Source organism: Dyadobacter psychrophilus (assembly GCF_900167945.1).
GTDB lineage: Bacteria > Bacteroidota > Bacteroidia > Cytophagales > Spirosomataceae > Dyadobacter > Dyadobacter psychrophilus.
Genome location: NZ_FUZA01000001.1, coordinates 141410 through 161463, shown reverse-complemented (window position 1 = coordinate 161463; position 20054 = coordinate 141410). Strand labels below are relative to the sequence as shown.

Here is a 20054-nt window from a genome sequence, read left to right as displayed (position 1 = left end):
ATATTCGTAAAAAGTTAATGTATCCTGTCGCCTCTGGGTGTCAGCGACCGCATGATTTCGGCTTCCTGGTGGAGCAATTCTTTCCACCGCAACCTCACTTCTTCAACCGGTGTGTATTTTTCTGCGAGTTCAATAAACGTGCGGTAATGACCTGCTTCCGAGATCATTAGTTCCCGGTAAAATTTTTGAAGCGATTCGTCTTCGAGGGATTCGGATAGCAACTTGAAGCGTTCACAGCTCCGTGCTTCGATTAGTCCGCTGATGAGCAGACGGTCCAGTAAAGCGCCTTCATAGTCACCCTTATTACGCACCAGTTTCATGAGTTGGCCTACATACTCATCTTTGCGTTGCCGTCCCAACGGAATGTTTCGTTTTTTCAACTCCTTCAAAACACGCTGAAAATGGCCCCATTCCTCCGCCACGATCGGCGTTAGCGTTTCTACCAGTTCTGTTTTCTCCGGATAATGCACGATCATGGAAATGCAGGTGGAAGCTGCTTTTTGCTCACAATACGCGTGATCAATTAAAATTTCATCCAGCTGCATAGCCACGATGTCAGTCCAACGCGGATCGGTTGGCAGTTCAAGTCCCAGTGTGGTGAGCGATACAGCCATAATGTTCAAGAATGATTAGTCAAATAAGGGCCAGTTGACGCCGAAAGAAAATGATCTTGCAAGCCCGAGATAATTGGGAGCGATATAATAGCCTTTTGGAAAAAGCCCGAAGTTTCCGCCCTGGTTTAAATATTGCATTTTGAAAAACAGCCTTACCCGTTTGATCCGCACATTGGCAAAACCATCCACGATAAGATTATCACCTAAGCGGTAATCATTTTGGATGTGGAACTGCTGGGTAACAGGCATATAGCTGTCTGCGAGGTAACCCGAGCGATAGCGTGCCGCTAAACCCAACTGGATAAAAAGCACTTTGGCATACACAAAATCATAGGTAACCTCTCCGCTGGCAAACAACGCCGGAATGCGGATTACATCGCTGTTATCATTCAATGTCAGGAAGCCCATGGTTGTGAAATTCCATTTTTTGAGGTTGATACCCGAATTAAATCCAATCCTTAGCAATCGAAAACCGGAGTTCAGCTGTTTGGGCAGCGCCAGCGTATCATAATAAATATAGTCATTGACCTGATGGATCTGGATTTCGGGAACGAATGATATTTTGTTTGTTTTCAAAGGCAATGACGCATAAATGGTCTGCACTTTGGTGGGGTCGAAATTATTCCGCCAGTCAAAATGATTACTCAAATAACGCTGAGCGAGCAGATCAGGAGCCGTTTGAATGCTTTGGAAACCAGCTTTTCCCCATCGCGTGCTCAGTTCTGCTTTCAGGCGGTATTCTACATTGGCAGCCAGGTTAAGGTCGGCTTCCGCGGTTAGATAGTTAACAGAATCTTTTAAATAATAGCCCAGCCAGGCGCCGATAATGTTGTCAAATTTCAAACCGGTCCGGTAAGTCGTGTAAGTTTCACCGATCTCGTTGCCCAACTGCGTGGCCGCACGCATGCCGTAAAAACGCTGGCGAATGTAGGCGCGATAATTAAAGCCCGAATAAAAGCCCTTGATCCCGATTTTGTTATCAAAAAGCTTATAATAAATGTCCTGCCGCGTTTTTGCGGAATCGTATTTTGCAGCCGGATATACTTCTTTTTCCAGCCCACGCGCAATTGCAAGATCGGTGTAACGATCAATGACAGTGGAGTAATCCGCTTGCTGGAACACCTGGAAACCATTGGCAAGCCGATATTGCTGATAAATGTGAAGTCCCTGGCGCCGTTCCCACGAATTGGCATCGTCGCTGATCCGGGCCGCGCCGTCATAAGAATATTTGTCCACAACGCCATCTTCTCCCACATTCGGGATCACGCCGCCCTGCTCGCGCACTTTCGTGTTCATGTGTCTGTAATGTGCGAGGATCAGGTATTTTTTGTTTTTGGAAAAAAAACTAGTGTGCATGAGCAGCGTCCAGTTTTGACCGAGAAATGCTCCTGAATTTAATGTGTTGACAAATCCATATTGTTTATTGGAAGTAAGCCTTCGAAAACCCAGCCCAAAATTGAAACGGGAATGTACATTCTGGGTGTAAGAAAAGCTTCCTAAGGATGTCTTACGCGCACCGGAAATGAAATTCAGTTCCGTATGCTGCGATTTTGTATCCATATATTGCACTTCCTCTGGTTTGATCGCATAGGCGTCGTAAGATCTGAACCCTAGTTGTGTTCCAATATCTTCACGTGGCTGAAAAAGCAGGTTTCGGGTCGCGGTAACTGTGTTGCCCAGATCCGTAAGCTTTCCCCACGAACGGTCCACGGGCGTCCAGCGATGGAAGTTTGTCAAGTTGGTATCCACTCGGTAACGCGTTGAATCCCGGTTATTAAGGATGTCGTTTTCGAAATAATGGTGGGTTGTGGCCGGGCCGTAAATGTTCTTCGTACTGTCATCGAGGATCACGCCTCCGGTTTGCGAACCGCCGGTGGTGCCTGTGTTGCCCTGCTGGCCACGGGACCCGCTGCTGCCCGTGTTACCCGGCATCTGCATGCCGCCTGGCATCCTTACCTGCGCCTGTATGGTCGGGGTGAATAAAATGAAGCTGCCTAAAAAACACAGTGTTATATAAAAAGCAATTCTCATAGAGGAAACTATCGTTCTGCCTGAAAAAGGTGACCGGTTTGTTTGAAAATCCATTCATGGAAGCGTCCGGTATCACTGCCGAAACTCACTTTAACAGGAATATAGGCAAACTTTCCTGCCGCGCCCGACGCTTCAACCAAAGGTTTTAACTTGACCATATCCTTTTCGGTTGTTACCACAAAAGTATCGTTTTTTAAGTTCTTAATCAGTTCTTCCACGTCTGCGGGCGTGTAATTATGATGATCCCGAAAAACAACTTCATCTGTAACGTCAAACCGTGCCCGCAGATATGCAGCGAAGGGCAAGGGATTTGCTATGCCGGCGGCCATTTTAACTTTCTTTAACGAAATGTCACCTCCCGCGTAGCTTTTTGGGGCTCCATATTCAAGAGATGAAAAAAAAATGGGTGTTTCAGGTTTGCTGAACTGGCGAATGGCCCGGGTAATGTCTTCCCGCAAATGGCCTGCGAGCGTGAGTGGCGCTTTCGTAACAATGATGGCATCGGCTCGTTTGGCGCCGTTTCTGGTTTCGCGCAAACGTCCGGCAGGGAAGGGAAGATCCTGATAGAACGGCCTTTGAAAATCATTCAACAATAAATTGACATCCCTTGCAATGGCTCTGTGCTGAAAGGCGTCGTCCAGCAGCAGCAGCTTTCTTTCCGGGGCACTCAGCGCAATGTTTTCAGCACCTACGAAGCGGTTTTCACAAACAGCCACCAGCACATCCGGATTGAATTTCAGAAAATACTGCATTGGCTCATCGCCGATCTCAGCAGGCGTTGAAGCTGAACCGGCTTCGATGAAACCGCGTGTTTGCCGTCCATATCCGCGGCTTAGTATTGCTGTGGGGGCATTGCCAGAGAAAAGACTTGTGAGATATTCAGTAACAGGCGTTTTGCCCGTTCCGCCGACGGTCAGGTTGCCGATGGAAATGACAAATTGGGAGGCTTTTTTTGAGGCGAATAACTGGTGATCATAACCCAGATTGCGAAGGTTGGTAATCAAACCATATACCCACGAAAACGGTGTCAATGCGATTTTTATCCAATTATGTTCTTTCATAACTGGTGCATAATTACGTATTTTTTGGCTAATATTGTGCCCCGAAAAAATCTGACACCTCAAAAACATGCCTCTAAAAATTGTGTATAAACCCTACACGCTGCATTTTCGCAATGAAGCGCGCACCTCCCGAGGGGTCCTTACACAAAAGACTTCGTGGCTGCTCAAAATAACCGATTCCGATAAGCCGGGCGTGGAAGGTTATGGCGAATGCGGCCCGCTGCCAGGTTTGAGCGTGGACGATATGCCCGATTATGAACCGCAATTGGCAGCAGTCTGTGATCTTTTCAATGATATGGATCTGGACGTTTTTCCTTTCAATCTTGGCATCATTCTCGACCAGGTTATCCCACAGCATTTGCCTTCCGTGCGGTTTGGTGTTGAAATGGCTTTGCTGGACATTATGAACGGAGGCGAAAGGGTTCAGTTCAAAAATGCTTTTTCAAGAGGTGAAAGCGGCATCCTAATGAATGGACTGATCTGGATGGGCTCCTATGAAAATATGTCAGAGCAAGTGCAGGACAAGTTGGAGCAGGGTTTTTCTACATTAAAAATGAAAGTCGGCGCGATCAATTTTGACCAGGAATGCCGCATTCTGGAATCAATCCGTAAGCGTTTTGACAAAGAGAACATTACATTAAGAGTGGATGCCAACGGCGCATTCGAAGCGGATAATGTGGACGATAAGCTGAAAAGGCTGGCGGAATTTGACCTGCATTCGATTGAGCAGCCTGTGAAGCCGGGACAACATCAGCTCATGCAGGAGTTGTGCGTTTCATCGCCGATTCCCGTTGCCCTGGATGAAGAGCTGATCGGCATTTTCGATTACCGTGAAAAATTCGCCATGCTCAAAAAGCTGATGCCTCCTTTTATTATTTTAAAACCCACATTACTGGGTGGTTTCCGGCATACGGCAGAATGGATCGAAATCGCGAACCGGCTCAACATTGGCTGGTGGATCACTTCTGCTTTGGAATCCAACATTGGCCTCAGCGCAATTGCCCAGTTCACGGCATCTTACAATAACCCGCTTCCACAGGGTTTGGGAACCGGCCAGCTTTATACCAACAATTTCGAATCGCCGCTGAGTGTCGAAAACGGTTATCTGATCTACGACAAATCAGGAAGCCCAATTCAGCCCTTTTTTTAATGCTTCCAAGGTTTTGGCTTCCGGCGAGCCAGCTACCGGCTCGAAATTATATTCCCAATTAGCCTGAGGCGGCAAGCTCATTAATATAGATTCCGTGCGGCCATTGGTTTCCAACCCAAACTTCGTCCCACGGTCCCAAACCAAATTGAACTCTACATAACGGCCGCGTCGCAGGAATTGCCATTGTTTTTGCTCTTCCGTATAGGGTTCGTCGCGGTGCTTTTGCATCAATGCCGTGTATATCGGAGCAAACGACTCGCCGATTTCCTTCACAAATGCAAACAACGCTTCCTTAGACAAATTGTTTCCGTTTCCCGCATCATCCGGTTTCAAATAATCAAAGAAGATGCCGCCTATGCCGCGGGTTTCATTTCTGTGCTGGATAAAAAAATAATCGTCGGCCCACGTTTTAAACTTAGGATAAAAATCAATGTGGTGCCTGTCACAGGATTGTTTCAGGTAATTGTGAAAAAATGCTGCATCAGCTTCATTAATATAATGAGGAGTTAAATCAATGCCTCCGCCAAACCAGCAGGTTCCGTTGCTCAGCTCAAAATAGCGCACATTCATATGGATAATGGGCACGTGCGGATTATAAGGATGCATCACGATCGAAACGCCGGTCGCCGTGAAATGAAAGTCGTCGTTTTCACCCAGGTTCATTTGCTGGCGAAGTCGCGGGTGTACTTCTCCCTGCACCTTGGAAAAATTAACGCCGCCTTTTTCCAGCACGCTTCCATGCTGGATCAGCCGCGTCCTGCCGCCTCCTCCTGAATGGTGTTCCCAAAGATCTTCTTTGAATTTTCCTGTCCCGTCCGTCTCCTCAATCGCGCGGCAAATGTTGTCCTGCAATTCTTTAAAAAATCCTTCTATCTCGTCAACCTTCATACTTAACCGTTATCGTAGCAGGCAAAATTACGATAAATCTCAAAACGCCTCGTGTGAATGTTTGAAACCGGCAACGTCAATCATCAAAGCAATTTGCGTATATGCTTATAAAATTGGATTAAGTAAATTTTACAGTTGAATCGTTATAAAAAAGTATACAAATGGTGACTTATGACCGAAAAAATGCTCACAACGTCGTTTGAAAGATATTGTTGTCAAATCCGATGCGATTTTCTTGATATCTATGATTTTTTCTATAATTTGCCAGTAATAGCCTATTTTCCATCAGACGCCCGTTTTCAGCCCAGCCCTGTTATGTGACAGTAGGTTACAAATTCTTCTTTTTTTATTAATATTTTAAACAAACCCGAACAGTTAATGAAAAAAAATCTCTACCTGACTATCTTACTGTGTTTCTCTGTCCTGCACGTCTGGGCACAAAACCAGCTAAGCGGACGCATTACTGATGCAGCCGAAAATGTGCCTTTACCCGGGGTAAGCGTCCTGTTAAAAGGAACGACAACCGGAACAACTACGGATGCAGACGGTCGTTTCTCGCTTGCTACTCCATCCTCCTCAGGAACACTTGTTGTCTCCTACATCGGTTACTTTACCCAGGAAGTTGAAATCGGAAACCGCAGCACAGTTGACATTGCCATGAGCGCGGATGTGAAATCACTTACGGAAGTGGTTGTAACGGGTTATGCCGCACAGCGCAAAAAGGACATTACCGGTGCTGTAACGGTAATTAATACGAAAGAACTGACTGCTGTGCCTTCTGCGAGTGTTACACAAATGCTGCAAGGGCGTGCGGCAGGTGTGACCGTTGGAAACGATAACTCGCCGGGCGGAGGAACAATGGTCCGTATCCGTGGTTTCGGGTCTATCAACAACAACAGCCCGCTGTATGTAATCGACGGTGTGCCTACGCAGGGAACACTTAACCAGCTGAACCCGAATGACATAGAGTCCATGCAGGTTTTGAAAGATGCTTCTGCTGCTTCTATCTATGGTGCGCGTGCGGCAAACGGGGTTGTGATCATTACCACCAAAAAAGGAAAGCAAGGCGATCCAAGCATTACATTTGACTTCTACACCGGCACGCAGCGACCAGGCAAAATGCTTGATTTGTTGAATACGCAGGAGTTGGGTCAGTATTTGTATCAGTCTGATCTCGGCGCTGGTAAAAATCCTTCTGCGACTTCACCCTCTGTTCAGTACAAATTTGATGAAAACGGCAACCAAACCATCGCGGATTACATTTATCCAAACGTGTATGGTGAGTTGCCTGCCGGCACTACTTACACCAACGACATTGCAGATCCGGCGCTTGGTAAAACTGCCTTCAATATTACGAAAGCCAACAAAGAAGGAACTGACTGGCAGGACGTGATCTTCGATCCCGCTCCGATTTCCAATTATCAGATCGGCGCGAGTGGCGGTTCAAAATCTGCAAAATATGCGATTTCTGCTAACCATTTCAAGCAGGACGGTATTTTGAGATATACCAAATACAAAAGGTATTCTGTGCGTGCCAACACCGAGTTTACAAAAGGTAAGATCACTGTGGGAGAGAACCTTACATTCTCTTATGATGAAAGACAAGGCATTACCAATAATGATGAGGGTAACCCGATCATGTTTGCGATCCGTGTTCACCCGATCATTCCTGTGTTTGACATTACAGGCGGCCCGACTGCTTTGGGTGGAACCAACACCTCTGCTTACAACGGATTTGCAGGAAGCCGCGGTAGTAACCTGGGTAATGCGCCAAACCCGCTGGCACGTCTCTATCGCGAAAAAGACAACATTACAAGAGGTACGCACGTGTTCGGAAACATGTTTGCGCAAGTGGACATCTTGCCTGGACTGGTAGCGCGCACAAGCTTTGGTCTTGAATACAACCAGACAAACCGCTCGGAGTATTTCCACCGGGACATTGAAGCAGCGGAATCCAGAAATGCCAACAGCATGAACGTAATCAATAACCTGGACCGTTCGATTACGTGGTTCAACACATTGAATTATGCCAAAACTTTTGGTGTACACAACTTCAATATTTTGCTGGGAACAGAAGCTGTTAAAACCTATTTTGCCGCCTTCCAGGCTAGCAGGAGTGGTTTTGCATTCGATGACCTGGACTACCGTTACCTGGATGCAGGTTCGGCGGCAGGTTTGGCCAATGCAGGGGCAGGTGCGGAAAGAACTGCGCTTTTCTCGCAATTTGGTAAAATCAACTACGGTTTCAAAGAGCTGTTGCTGGCTGACTTTACATTGCGCCGAGATGGTTCTTCCCGTTTCTCGGAAGCCAATCGTTACGGTATTTTCCCTGCATTCTCTGTGGGTTTAAGGTTGACGGAGCTGGAATTCATGAAGCCAACCAAAAAGGTTTTGGATGATCTGAAACTACGTTTTGGCTGGGGTAAAACAGGTAACCAGCTGATCCCGAACGTTTACAATGCTTACACACTGTATGCGCCGGACCCTCAAAACAATGCTTATGATATCAACGGAACAGGAACATCTATCGTGGGTGGATTTGACCTTGTGCAGTTTGGTAACAACAATGGTAAATGGGAAACCAACACTTCTACCAACATTGGTCTCGACGCCGTGTTGCTGAACGGTAAACTGGAATTTGTGCTTGACTTATACAACCGTAAAACAACGGATATGTTGACGCAGATTGCCATTCCAAGAACAGCCGGAACAGGAACGATCCCTTACACGAACATTGGTGAAGTAAGCAATAAAGGATTTGACATCGGACTTAATTTCCGTGATAAAAAAGGAGATTTCTACTATGCAGCAGGCGTGAACTTCGGTCACTACAAAAATGAAGTGATTAAGCTGAACAACGACCCTAATGCAACGATCTTCGGTTTCACAACACGTCTTCCGGCTATGTCGGCCTCCAAGGCAGGTTATCCGATCGCGAGCTATTATGGCTATTTTGTTGATGGTGTAATCAAAGACCAGGCAGAAGCGGATGCCGCGCCAAAATTCGGTTCATATACACGTGAAGGAACTTTCAAATTCCGCGACGTGAACGGTGACGGTATCATTACTGCTGCTGACCGTACCATCATTGGCAGCCCGCACCCGGATTTCAACTACGGTGTGAACCTGAATGTGGGTTACAAAGCATTTGACCTGACTGTGTTCGGTCAGGGAGTTCAAGGCAATGAGATCTTCAATTATGTGAGATACTGGACAGATTTCAATGTTTTCCAGGGTAACAGGTCGAAAGATATGCTATACAATTCCTGGAAAAAATCAGGTGATGACGCCAAATTGCCGCGCCTGAACTCAGGTGATGCAACAAGCCAGCAGGTTTCTTCCTACTTCCTGGAAGATGGTTCTTATTTCCGTGTGAAAAACGTTCAGTTGACTTACACTTTGCCGGTTAAATTGCTGAAAAGGGTGAAAATCGCTTCGGCGCAGGTTTATCTGCAAGGCCAGAACCTGCTGACATTCACCAAATACACAGGACTTGATCCGGACATTAACCTGAGAAGATCTGGTAACAACAACGAAGACAAGCATATGGGTGTGGATGAAGGTGCTTATCCTGTATCTAAATCCTATCTGGTAGGCTTACGTTTTGGTTTCTAATCCTCTGACATTCACGAAATATCATATCATTACAATGAAAAAAATAACCATATTAATCGTTTTAATTGGACTGAGCTTTTCCTGCTCTGACAGCTTTTTCGATCTAAAACCACAAGGGCGCGCTTCCCTGGAACAATTAAGCAACAAGAATGGCGTAAACGCCTTGCTAATAGGCGCTTATTCGCTTGTTGACGGTGTTGGGTCCGGAAATACAGGCCGCCAGTCTACGGTTTCAAACTATGTGTTTGGCGGGATTGCGAGTGACGATGCCGTGAAAGGAACAGATGCGGGTGACCAGCCTGAACAGTCTTTCATTGAACAATACAACTGGCTTTCGGATAACACCTATTTCCTGGGCAAATGGTGGCATCAGTATGACGGCGTTGCAAGATGTAACGAAGTGATCCAGATCGCAAGGGGGGAATTGATAAAGGATATGACCGAGGCAGAGATCAATCAGGTTGTTGCAGAGGCGCGTTTTTTAAGAGGTTACTTCCATTTTGAGGCTAAGAAAATGTGGAACAACATTCCGTATATCGATGAAACGGTATATGTGTCTGCTGATCCCAATTCTACCAAAATTCCTAATACAACGGATATTTGGCCTAAAATTGAAGAAGATTTCAAATTTGCAGCAGACAATTTGCCAACGGTCCAGGCGCAAAAAGGAAGAGCAACACAGTGGGCTGCCAAATCCTTCCTGGCCAAATCATTATTATTCCAAAAGAAATGGGCCGCAGCAAAAACTTTGCTGGATGACGTTGTGAAAAATTCAGGTAAAAAACTGGTTGCCAATTATCATGACAATTACAGAACAACCGGAAACAACAATACCGAATCTATCTTCGAAGTTCAGTTCTCTGTGAACGACGGAACGAATGGTAATAATGGTAACGCAGGTGACAACCTGAACTGGCCATACTCTGCCGGTGCTCCGGGACGTGGCTGCTGCGGTTTTTACCAGGCCTCACACAACCTTGTAAATGCTTTCAAGACCGAAAACGGTTTACCAATGATCGGTGCAGCAGGCGATGGTTCGCTTGACACTTATAACAAAGTGGATCTGCCAAATGATCAGGGAATAGTAAGCTCAGCTGCATTTACACTGGACAAAACAGTTCCCGTAGATCCGCGTCTTGACTGGACAGTTGGCCGTCGTGGCGTTAATTTCCTGGATTGGGGCCCTATGCCTGGCTCAGCCTGGATTCGTGATCAGGTTTATGCAGGTCCGTTTACTGGTAAAAAATGGATGTATTACCTGGCCGAGGAAAACAGCACAACGCATTCAACCAGCAAGCGTAACGTAAACAACAACTTCCGTATGATCAAGCTTTCACACGTGTTGTTATGGCTGGCAGAATGCGAAGTTGAACTTGGAAATCTGGCGGTTGCAGAAGGTTATGTAAACCAAATCCGTCTGCGCGCCAAAACAGGTTCAGTTCAGGATGCTTCGGTAACTTACAAAGTGGAGCCATATCCGGCAGGAACATTCGCAAGCAAGGGAGCTGAATATGCAAGAAATGCTGTCCGCATGGAGCAGAGACTTGAATTTGCGATGGAAGGCCACCGTTTCTTTGACCTGGTTCGCTGGGGCATTGCAGCCAAAGTGCTTAACAAATATGCTGCCGAAGAAGCCGTTCCGGGCAAGGAACCATCTGGTCGCACATTTAGCAAAAGAGGCTACATGGCCGGAAAGACCTTTACTGAGAAAAACAATTACTATCCACTTCCACAGGATGAGATCCTGAACAGCCAGCTGGATGGCAAGCCTACATTGACGCAGAACCCAGGTTATTGATCTGCTTAAAATAACAAACGAGGGCGGCCAATTGGTCGCCCTCGTTTTGTTATTACACCCACCAAATAATATGAATTAATCGTCAATTCGAAGGAATGTGCCGCTCAAATTGAAGACAAGCTCTTTATTATCCGACAAACTTACTTCCTGCGTTGTTTTATTTTTCTCCCAGTCGGTAATGAATTTATCAGAATGGTTTTTCTGAACATATTCCAGGATTTTCAGTGGGATCACGCTGTCTGGTAATTTGTCATTTGCATTGCCATCCACACTGAAACATTCTCCCTGCTTATCAAATTCCAGCTCAACCTGATTGTCGAGGATCACGTCAAAACTGGTAAGCAGGTCGTCGCGGTCGCGCACGACACGGGCAATGCGGGCATTCGGAAAATGAGCTTCAATGAACTCGGAGGCTTGTGGCGGCAAGTTGGTTTCGTCTACAACTTTCTCATTATCACAGCCCGACACGGCCAAAAGGATCAGTAAGAAGTAAATTGAGAGCGCTTTCATTATTTTATAATTGGTTAAATTGAAACATTACTTCGCCTTTTGACAACTCAAAAACAAGATCCCCCTACGCAGTTTGCATGTTTTTTGAATTTTTTTGAGCAGGACAGTTAGTAAACAGGAAGACACTATTTTTGTGGACATTACTTTACTCGTTCTCAAATGCTCAGAATTTTACTCTGCCTGCTTGTTTTTGCCACACCAGGGCTCGCCCAAAGTTTCACTTCCACCATTCGCGGGACAATTAAAGATGCCGATACTGGCATGCCATTACCAGGCGCTACGGTTTTACTTTCTCCCACCCAAACAGGTGCGATCACAGACTCCCAAGGCGCATTCAGGTTTGAGAACATTAATGTGGGCCGTTACCAGTTGAACGTTTCTTACCTGGGTTACACAACCGCTCTGATTTCGGAATTGCTTTTGGAGTCAGGAAAGGAAAATGTGCAGCAGATAAGACTGCTCCCGTCCGGAAAGCAATTGAACGAGACAACCGTGACTGCGACCCGGCCGGTTTCGTATAACAGCATTCAGGAAATTACAATAGAGCAAACATTCAGGTACGCAGCCACTTACATGGATCCCGCACGGGTGGCTACGTCTTTTCCGGGAGTTGCTGCCGCTAATGATCAAGCAAACGGACTGGTAATCAGGGGAAATTCGCCCAATAGTATGCAATGGAGACTGGAAGGTGTTGAGATCGTGAACCCTAACCACTTGTCCAATGCAGGCACTTTCAGCGATCGCCCGACGTCAACAGGCGGCGGTGTAAACATTTTAAGCACCCAACTTTTGGGGACGTCCCAGTTTTTATCGGGAGCCTTTCCGGCACAGTACGGCAACGTGAACGGCGGGATCCTGGATATGCATTTGCGAACCGGGAACGATGAGAAAACAGAATTTACCGCACAAGCCAGCTTGCTAGGGCTCGATTTTGCGGCGGAAGGGCCATTTTCCAAAAAATCAAAGGCATCCTATCTCATCAATTATCGCTATTCATTTACCGGTTTGCTCGGAGCCATGGGTGTCAAGTTTGGCGGAGAAGATATTCGGTTTCAGGATTTGTCATTCAATCTCAATTTCCCGACGGTCAAAGGGGGGAAGCTTACAGTTTTTGGAATGGGCGGAGTGAGCAGCAACACTTTCGAGCCTGAGAAGGATACCACAACCTGGGAGTTTGCGAAGGATGGACAAAGTATTTTATACAAAAACAGAATGTTCGCCAGTGGATTAACATTCGAGCAACCGCTCGGCAACAAATTGTCGTTCCGCGCAGCACTGGTAGGCTCGACATTATATAGTTCCAGGGTCGCATATGCCGTCAACAGCAGGAATTTTGAAAAAAACGAGCTTCTGGATGATCAGCAACTTATTAACGGTAAAGTTTCGCTGAACACGACATTAACTTATCGCTACAACCCGCGATTCAGATTTCAGGGAGGACTTTTTGTAACATTGAATCACTATAAGACAGATGTCTGGTCCGCGAATACTGACCTGAAAAGCCTGGTTATTCAGCCATTTGTGAAATGGTCATTCCAGATTGCACCCAGAATTTCAGCGGAAGTTGGACTTCACGCAATGCTCAGCCAGGTGGAAAGAACCGATAAATTAAGTGCATTGCCGGAGCCGCGCGCTGCGGTCAAATGGCAGTTTAATGAGACGGATCAGCTCAATGCATCTTTTGGCCTTTACAGTCAAATGCAAACGGCCGGTTTGTATGCCACACATATTTATGATACAGATTATTACAATAACAGAAACCTTTCTCCGACACGTTCACAACAAATTGTTTTGGGGTATCAAAAATCACTTCCAAAAAACAGCAGCCTGAAAATAGAGGCCTACTATCAGCATTTGTTTGACGTGCTGATAGGACAGGGGTTGCGAGATAATTACTCGGGGGTCAATTTGGTTGAGGAGGTTCCTTATGAATTTTTGAAAAACAGCGGAACTGCCAGGAATTATGGTGTCGAGGCAAGTTTTCAAAAACTCCTGACCAATGACTATTATATGCTGGTTTCCGCTTCACTGTATGATGCCACTTACGTCGATTTGTTCGGTGAAAGGCATGAAGCGCGCTTTAATGGAAGGCATACATTCAGCTTTACAGGTGGGAAAGAATTCAAGTCGGGCAGTGAAAATTTGTGGGGTGTTAATGTGAAAGTACTATGGCTGGGCGGATTTCGGGATAAGCCCATTGATGTGAAATATTCCGAAACGCTAAAAACCACGCTTTACGAGGCGCAAAGTCATTACTCTGTCAAAATGAAAGACTATTTCCGGCCCGATCTCCGGATTTACTGGAAAAAAAGCAAAGCAAAATTCAGCAGAACTTTGGCGATCGACCTGCAGAATGTTTCCGGGACAAAAAATGAGGCATATCGTTATTTTGACAAGCGAAAGGATGCAGTTGTAACACAATATCAGCTTGGTCTGATTCCGGTTCTGAGTTATCGGTGGGAGTTTTGAAATAATGAGTTGATGGTTGAATGTGTGAATGAATGTGTGAAGGATTTGGGTTAAATAATTTGTGGTTGCAGTGGGTTGTTGTTCAGTGTTTTAGGAATTGTTACTTGAATTTTTGATGCCTGTTAAAATATCTGCTGAACTTTTTGGATTTAAAAAGTGTAACTTTCTATGCAATGAAACTTTAACCTGGCAGCGTTTAGCTGCTATTGTGAAGTCCGAATGCCAACTTAATAATGGGGGTGACTGGAATTGACAGCGGGTTGGAAGTCTGTGTGTAAGCATGTCGGGAGTTGAGATTACCTCCCGTAAATAATGGTCTCAAACAATAACTGGCGAATCTACTTACGCCATGGCAGCCTAATCCGGAGGATTTAGCTAATGCCATCATCCCTCCAACCTACGTGCTGATGGTTGGGCTCGGGGGTGTCGCAAATCAGCGCTGGTTGAAATAGTGATACGGAAATTCAACGAGACACCAGTATCTAAGGTCATGACGCGGGTCCGCCGCGAACCTTGTCTGGCCCGACAACCTAATCGAGGATAAGCATGTAGAAGGCGCAGGGTTTCCCTGTTCTGGACCAGGGTTCGACTCCCTGCATCTCCACTAGTACCAATTACAAAAAGTATCAAAAGCCTGCAAATCAATGATTTGTGGGCTTTTTCTTTGTTAATGCTAGCTCAAAACGTTCAATAATTCTCAATTATGTGGTGAGCGTTTCGGTGAGCAAATTTTTACACTGAAAAGTGCTCACCAGAATTAGCTTAACATATTGATTAATAAGATGTTCACCGCATGTACATCTTGATTTTAAATAGCTGCAATTTTATTTTTATCAATCTTAAATTGCTAAGTTATGCTAACAAAAAGCTTCACGCTGCTCTTCTATTTGAAAAAACGCAGCAATTACTTAAAAGGGAAACTCCCAATCTACATGCGAGTTACGGTAGATGGAAAACGTGTGGAAATCGCTACAAAGCGAGAATGCGAACCTGCAAAGTGGAATTCGTCTGCCGGAAGGGTATCGGGCAATAAGGAAGAGGTAAGAAGTACAAATTCATATTTGGATGTGCTCCAATCCAAAGTTTATGAGCTTCATAGAAAACTTATTGCATCGGAAATTACTATAACCGCAGAATTGTTTAAAAATAAGTTAGTTAATGATGATGAGCAAAAGAAAATGATCCTGGAAATTTTTGAGAAGCATAATCGTGATATGGCTTGTTTGGTAGGTTCCGAATACTCAAAGGTGACTTTGGTTAGATATAAAACCTCACTGGAACATACTCGAAATTTCATAAAATGGAAATACAATTTGAGTGATTTAAGCATTCAAAGCCTGGATTACGACTTCATTGCACAGTATGAGTTTTGGCTTAAAAGCCAACGAAGATGCGGGCACAATGCTACGATGAAATACCTTGCAAACTTCAAGAAGATTGTATTAAGCTGTGTAAAAAAAGGCTGGCTAAGTAGAGATCCCTTCTACGGATTCAAATTTGCCAAACGTGAAGTGGATCGGTCTGCATTGTCAGAGAGCGAACTCGAGAAAATTATGAAGAAAGGTTTTGATAGTGCGAGATTAGATCAAGTAAGAGACATTTTTCTATTTTGCTGCTTCACAGGCTTGTCATATGTTGACGTCTTCAAGCTGCAACGTTCGGAGGTTATTGAAGGGCATGGAACTGAGCTTTGGGTAACTATTAAAAGACAGAAAACAGACACAGCATCACGGGTGCCAATATTACCAGCGGCTCGCAAAATATTACAGAAGTACGAAAATCATCCGCAATGTTCTGTGAAGGGTCAGCTTTTACCGGTACTTTCAAATCAAAAAATGAACTCTTATTTAAAAGAGATTGCGGACGTGTGTCAGATAAACAAAAACATCACTTTTCACTTAGCAAGGCATACATTCGCAACCACAGTGACATTGACAAATGGTGTTCCTATCGAGAGCGTTTCCAAGATGTTGGGGCATCGAAACATCAGGACAACTCAACTTTACGCTAAAATTGTCGACAAGAAAATAGGAGAGGATATGAAGAAAATAGAAAATCTATATTCTTAGCATTCTAATTATAAAGATTATTATTTGACAACCAAACTCGGAAAAGCGCAGCTAAACTAGTGGCCCTATGTTCCGCAGATTATTAAAAGCCGCCAAAAGCTTACGGCATAATGGCGGCTTTTTTATTGTTTGATATACTTCAAGCTTGAGCCACCAGCCCCCGCGGCACTTATTCCGTTTCCTTTTGGCTTATTGAGGGCCACTGTTAGAAGGGCTTTCTTTTTTCTCGTTTTTTCTTTGTCAAACATTCATTTTAAAGGGAGCGAGAAGAAGAAGAAAGAGAATTATTTCTAACTTCTAATATGTAAAATCATGGCTCACAACATTAGTTTCAATGAAAAAATCGACAGTTATAGCTTTTTTTCTGTCAGAGAAAAAGCCTGGCACGGGCTCGGACAAATTGTCGATCAGTACCCAACCAGCCAAGAGGCAATCGTCCATGCTGGATTAGATTACCAAGTTGAAAAAACCAAGCTTTTTACCGAAGGGCACCTTAAAAATGAAGGACAAATTATGCCTGCAATTTCAGTCCCCGGCTTCTTTGCGACCATGCGGACAGACACTAACGCTGTTTTTGGAGTGGTTGGAAAAGATTATCAAATCGTACAAAACCGCGACGCATTCACTTTTTTCGATAGCATTCTTGGTAGCGATGGCATCAGGTATGAAACAGCCGGAGCGTTGGGCAAAGGTGAGCGAATTTTCATTACGGCTAAACTGCCGGGATACATTGAGGTCGGGAATGATGACCTAATTGAAAAATATTTATTCCTCACTACTTCCCATGATGGGAGCGGAAGTATTACGGCTGCATTTACACCTGTCCGCATTGTCTGCGCCAACACATTAAATGCAGCTATGAAAAATATGACCAACGTTGTGAAGATCCGGCACACCAGCAACGCTGCTGAAAGGTTAAGAACAGCACATAAAGTGATGGGGGTAGCGAGCCGGTTTAGTGACGAAATTGGATCAACATTTAACCAATGGTCAAAGAAGCCAATCACAGATCCACAACTAAAAAAGCTGATCGAGATTGCTATGGCACCTAATAAAGAAGTGTTGGGAAATTTGAAAGATGGAAAAGTACATGCTCTCTCGACCCAATTTATAAACATTGTCGAGGATGTTTATGAATATGCCCTTGCTAATCCAACACAGCAATTACCGACAACGATGGGCACGGTGTTCGGTGCATACAATGCTGTTACCGGCTATTTTCAGAATGTCAGAAAGTTTCAAGATGACGAAGCAAAATTAAAATCGATAATGCTCGGCGGCACTGCACAGCTTCGTACACAAGCTGCCTTCAACATTTGTGCTGAGTTTGCACGTGTTGGGTCAGCAGCTTTTAGTCTAAATTAGTTGGGGGAGCTTGTCTCCCTTCTTTTATCATCAAAGCGGACCGCCGCGGATGCGAAGCTTAAATCAGCTCCACATCCGCGGCGGTTAACTGTTTAAGATAACAGTAGTTTAGTTTACTGTCGACTGTTGAAAAGTTCAATAATGGTTAAAAATATCCCTGATACTATTGCCAACGCTGAGATAATCATCAGCAGACCTTCCATAGTCGACGTTATGACTGCCGACCAGTAGCTACTATATTGTTGTGTCCCTCCAATGCCTCTTCGGCTAAACCTGCGTTGCCCCACAAAGAATCGCAGTCCCACGCCAACAATAATCAAAACCGCTCCATAGATCGTCACCGACGTGATGCCAAATGCTAGAATCATAGCCTTAATATTTATTAATGAATAATTTAGGCAAATTTGAAGATTGCTGGCAGAATGATCAAGATCTGATACAGGCCTGCACGGAATTTCATTCAACTAGCCAGATCTTACTTCCTTGTCTAGGATGGTATGAAGGCACGTATTTGATGTAGCCAAGCATCTCAAGCTCCTTCAAATAGTACATGGCTGTAATTCCTTGGGCATCGCTTCCGTTCTTCGCATTCTTTCGGATTCACCAGGTACCAGAGGCACTATTAACAAACATAGGTTTTATAGTGATTACTGTTTTGTTCATTAGACGGTCCATTCAGGAAAGTCGGGAAGAATATGATCGGCTGAGTAAGCTGGCAGGCGGAGACGGGGAAATCTCATTATCGAAACTTGATTTGATCGATCAAATGGTAAAGCAGTTGCAGTCCAGCGAAATTTCTCCTTCACAGCGTTTCGAGATTAACTTGAATACAGTAGGGCTCACCACAAGGGAGAAAGAAATTGTGCGATTGATAAAGGTTGGTAAGACTTACAGGGTCATTGCCGATGAACTTTTCATCTCCGAGCGGACTGTGAGCAAGCATGTTCAAAATATTTTTGAGAAACTTGGCGTATCAAATCGGGTTGAGCTACTCAACCGGTTGAACATTTGGGAAAGTGGCTAATTTGCGCACCAAATCACAAAATACGTGTTTATGCGTAGATGATTTGCGTCTTTTTGCGTAGGTCTTCAGCATTCAAATAGTTGTTTTCTCGTATTTACTTACTCTCCTAAATCACTGAGTTTTGTCCCAGACATTCACTTCTATGTGATGTGCATTTAACTTATATGGTATGGGACAAGAGTATGCCTTGGACTGGCTAGACCAGATGGTTAACGAGCTAGATCCGGAAAGAACAGAACCAGAAAATTTCGACGATTGTCAATCCATGGAAATTGTTGATAAAGCCGCGAAGGAAGAGAAGCGGCTTATCCAAATGTTTAAACAGTTCGTTTTTCAAGAACCGAAAACCAAGCAGATCAGAAATTCAATTAACCACTATCTTTCTGCGGCAGTAAGTTTGATGAAAGTTGCTGTCAAAAATCTGAATCAGATCCCTACCAGCGCGGACAATTGTCGCGTTGCACTAGAAAGCGTACTTTCCTGTCTTCGCAAAGTCTCTGCGTTTATAGCATTCCGTTACAAGAATCTGGTCGATCCGGATCTATCTTTGGGCATGATCGATTTTGATCAAGGAGCACATGACCTACAGAGCCTTGGAAACAGTGATGTCATGAAATGTAATCCTGGACTATCCGAGCTCGTGATTAAAGCATTCAGTGATATCTTCGTTGATCATCGAGATGGTGATATCACGATGCGGAAGCTTGATTATTGGGTAAGTGTTAGTCATGCTGTTACCTACGCTGATGGCTCCTTACAGGTGACAGAAACATTGGATCGATTGGAACTGATCATGATAGAGCGCAATTTCAATTCTCCAATGTTCGTGAAATATTTAACTTCGAAATTTTCTAAGATAATCGCCGATTCTACCGATCCAGATCTAGCGGCACAAGACCTTACCTTTCTGCAAAAAATATTCAATCAAATTCCGGTCATGAAGGATATGATTTTTAATAAAGAGTTTGATGATTTGAGCCTTACCATAAATGCCTGGTTCATTCAGGAGATCGCTTTCCAATCGAAAAGAATCAGCATTGCATTAAGTGAACCTGGCGAGCGGCCGCAAAAATCCGGAAAGAAATATGAAAGAAAGACTTCCGATAAGATCTTGTGCAATCTTACCGTAGATCAACTCTCGCTGTTTTTCAAAGCTGCCGATCTGTCGAACATTATATCAGCGCGTTCATTATCGGCAATCTTTCATTCAGTGGCCCCATATTTATCTACGCCACATCGCACCAACATTTCCCATAGTAGCCTCCGGGTGAAAAGCTATTCGGTTGAGGAACGAGATAAGATCTTACTGATAGAGATAATGACCAAGTTAACCGAGCAAATCAAGGATCTGTAAAGTTGATTGTGATTCGTTGTGGCTGATCGCAAAGCTCAGGTAATCCGAGTAAGGGCGCAATTGATGGCATAGCTTTTTTATCCTATCTATTTATAACACAACGCAA

Annotated in this window: 13 protein-coding genes and 1 other RNA gene; 9 read left to right on the top strand and 5 right to left on the bottom strand. The window is 44.6% G+C overall.

All coding sequences use genetic code 11. The annotated features are described in order from the left end of the window. Positions 1–14: 14 nt before the first annotated feature. From B5X68_RS00765 to lpxK, 3 genes are read right to left on the bottom strand one after another with little or no spacing between them, the layout of a single operon-like run. Entirely contained in the window at positions 15–614 is a 600-nt protein-coding gene (locus B5X68_RS00765) for a MiaE family protein (protein ID WP_082212773.1), read from the bottom strand. 15 nt (positions 615–629) lie between these two features. After that, on the bottom strand, positions 630–2645 hold the full coding sequence (locus tag B5X68_RS00760) for a putative porin (protein ID WP_082212772.1): 2016 nt from the start codon (positions 2643–2645) through the stop codon (positions 630–632). Between the two features lie 8 nt (positions 2646–2653). Further along, on the bottom strand, positions 2654–3706 hold the full coding sequence (lpxK, locus tag B5X68_RS00755; RefSeq protein WP_082213923.1) for a tetraacyldisaccharide 4'-kinase: 1053 nt from the start codon (positions 3704–3706) through the stop codon (positions 2654–2656). 67 nt (positions 3707–3773) lie between these two features. Here lpxK and B5X68_RS00750 point away from each other — a divergent pair, with 67 nt between their 5' ends. Next, positions 3774–4856, top strand: coding sequence for an o-succinylbenzoate synthase (locus tag B5X68_RS00750; RefSeq protein WP_082212771.1), 1083 nt, complete (start codon positions 3774–3776; stop codon positions 4854–4856). Here B5X68_RS00750 and hemF read toward each other — a convergent pair. Beyond that, positions 4827–5744, bottom strand: a complete 918-nt coding sequence (hemF, locus tag B5X68_RS00745) for an oxygen-dependent coproporphyrinogen oxidase (RefSeq protein WP_082212770.1) — start codon at positions 5742–5744, stop codon at positions 4827–4829. The two genes, B5X68_RS00750 and hemF, sit on opposite strands and share 30 nt — an antisense overlap. Positions 5745–6122: 378 nt before the next feature. Here hemF and B5X68_RS00740 point away from each other — a divergent pair, with 378 nt between their 5' ends. Together B5X68_RS00740 and B5X68_RS00735 are read left to right on the top strand one after the other, a co-directional pair. Further along, entirely contained in the window at positions 6123–9359 is a 3237-nt protein-coding gene (locus B5X68_RS00740) for a SusC/RagA family TonB-linked outer membrane protein (protein WP_082212769.1), read from the top strand. Positions 9360–9393: 34 nt separating this feature from the next. Beyond that, positions 9394–11157 carry a RagB/SusD family nutrient uptake outer membrane protein gene (locus tag B5X68_RS00735; protein ID WP_082212768.1) on the top strand — a complete coding sequence of 588 codons (1764 nt, stop codon included), beginning with the start codon at positions 9394–9396 and terminating at the stop codon, positions 11155–11157. 75 nt (positions 11158–11232) lie between these two features. Here the strand turns inward: B5X68_RS00735 and B5X68_RS00730 are convergent, their stop codons facing one another. Continuing rightward, positions 11233–11667, bottom strand: coding sequence for a PepSY-like domain-containing protein (locus B5X68_RS00730; protein WP_082212767.1), 435 nt, complete (start codon positions 11665–11667; stop codon positions 11233–11235). A 159-nt stretch (positions 11668–11826) separates the two neighbouring features. On the opposite strand from B5X68_RS00730, the gene B5X68_RS00725 reads away from it, so the two are divergent. The 6 genes from B5X68_RS00725 (at position 11827) to B5X68_RS00695 (ending at position 19948) form a co-directional block, all read left to right on the top strand. Next, the gene (locus tag B5X68_RS00725) at positions 11827–14136 is read left to right on the top strand and encodes a TonB-dependent receptor (RefSeq protein ID WP_082212766.1); all 2310 of its coding nucleotides are present in this window, start codon (positions 11827–11829) and stop codon (positions 14134–14136) included. A 235-nt stretch (positions 14137–14371) separates the two neighbouring features. Beyond that, positions 14372–14743, top strand: a transfer-messenger RNA (tmRNA) gene (gene ssrA / locus B5X68_RS00720). A gap of 247 nt (positions 14744–14990) precedes the next feature. After that, the gene (locus B5X68_RS00715) at positions 14991–16205 is read left to right on the top strand and encodes a site-specific integrase (protein WP_082212765.1); all 1215 of its coding nucleotides are present in this window, start codon (positions 14991–14993) and stop codon (positions 16203–16205) included. Between the two features lie 312 nt (positions 16206–16517). Beyond that, positions 16518–17570 carry a DUF932 domain-containing protein gene (locus tag B5X68_RS00710; protein ID WP_082212764.1) on the top strand — a complete coding sequence of 351 codons (1053 nt, stop codon included), beginning with the start codon at positions 16518–16520 and terminating at the stop codon, positions 17568–17570. Between the two features lie 550 nt (positions 17571–18120). Continuing rightward, on the top strand, positions 18121–18594 hold the full coding sequence (locus B5X68_RS29390; protein ID WP_082212762.1) for a helix-turn-helix transcriptional regulator: 474 nt from the start codon (positions 18121–18123) through the stop codon (positions 18592–18594). Between the two features lie 169 nt (positions 18595–18763). Next, positions 18764–19948, top strand: coding sequence for a hypothetical protein (locus B5X68_RS00695; RefSeq protein WP_082212761.1), 1185 nt, complete (start codon positions 18764–18766; stop codon positions 19946–19948). Positions 19949–20054 lie beyond the last annotated feature (106 nt).

Excerpts from the sequence above, each read along its gene's own strand:
- B5X68_RS00760 (WP_082212772.1), bottom strand. The coding sequence starts at position 2,645 with ATGAGAATTGCTTTTTATATAACACTGTGTTTTTTAGGCAGCTTCATT.
- lpxK (WP_082213923.1), bottom strand. The coding sequence starts at position 3,706 with ATGAAAGAACATAATTGGATAAAAATCGCATTGACACCGTTTTCGTGG.
- B5X68_RS00750 (WP_082212771.1), top strand. The coding sequence starts at position 3,774 with ATGCCTCTAAAAATTGTGTATAAACCCTACACGCTGCATTTTCGCAAT.
- B5X68_RS00725 (WP_082212766.1), top strand. The coding sequence starts at position 11,827 with ATGCTCAGAATTTTACTCTGCCTGCTTGTTTTTGCCACACCAGGGCTC.
- B5X68_RS00715 (WP_082212765.1), top strand. The coding sequence starts at position 14,991 with ATGCTAACAAAAAGCTTCACGCTGCTCTTCTATTTGAAAAAACGCAGC.
- B5X68_RS00740 (WP_082212769.1), top strand. The coding sequence starts at position 6,123 with ATGAAAAAAAATCTCTACCTGACTATCTTACTGTGTTTCTCTGTCCTG.
- B5X68_RS00730 (WP_082212767.1), bottom strand. The coding sequence starts at position 11,667 with ATGAAAGCGCTCTCAATTTACTTCTTACTGATCCTTTTGGCCGTGTCG.
- B5X68_RS00765 (WP_082212773.1), bottom strand. The coding sequence starts at position 614 with ATGGCTGTATCGCTCACCACACTGGGACTTGAACTGCCAACCGATCCG.
- hemF (WP_082212770.1), bottom strand. The coding sequence starts at position 5,744 with ATGAAGGTTGACGAGATAGAAGGATTTTTTAAAGAATTGCAGGACAAC.
- B5X68_RS00710 (WP_082212764.1), top strand. The coding sequence starts at position 16,518 with ATGGCTCACAACATTAGTTTCAATGAAAAAATCGACAGTTATAGCTTT.
- B5X68_RS00695 (WP_082212761.1), top strand. The coding sequence starts at position 18,764 with ATGGGACAAGAGTATGCCTTGGACTGGCTAGACCAGATGGTTAACGAG.
- B5X68_RS29390 (WP_082212762.1), top strand. The coding sequence starts at position 18,121 with ATGGCTGTAATTCCTTGGGCATCGCTTCCGTTCTTCGCATTCTTTCGG.
- B5X68_RS00735 (WP_082212768.1), top strand. The coding sequence starts at position 9,394 with ATGAAAAAAATAACCATATTAATCGTTTTAATTGGACTGAGCTTTTCC.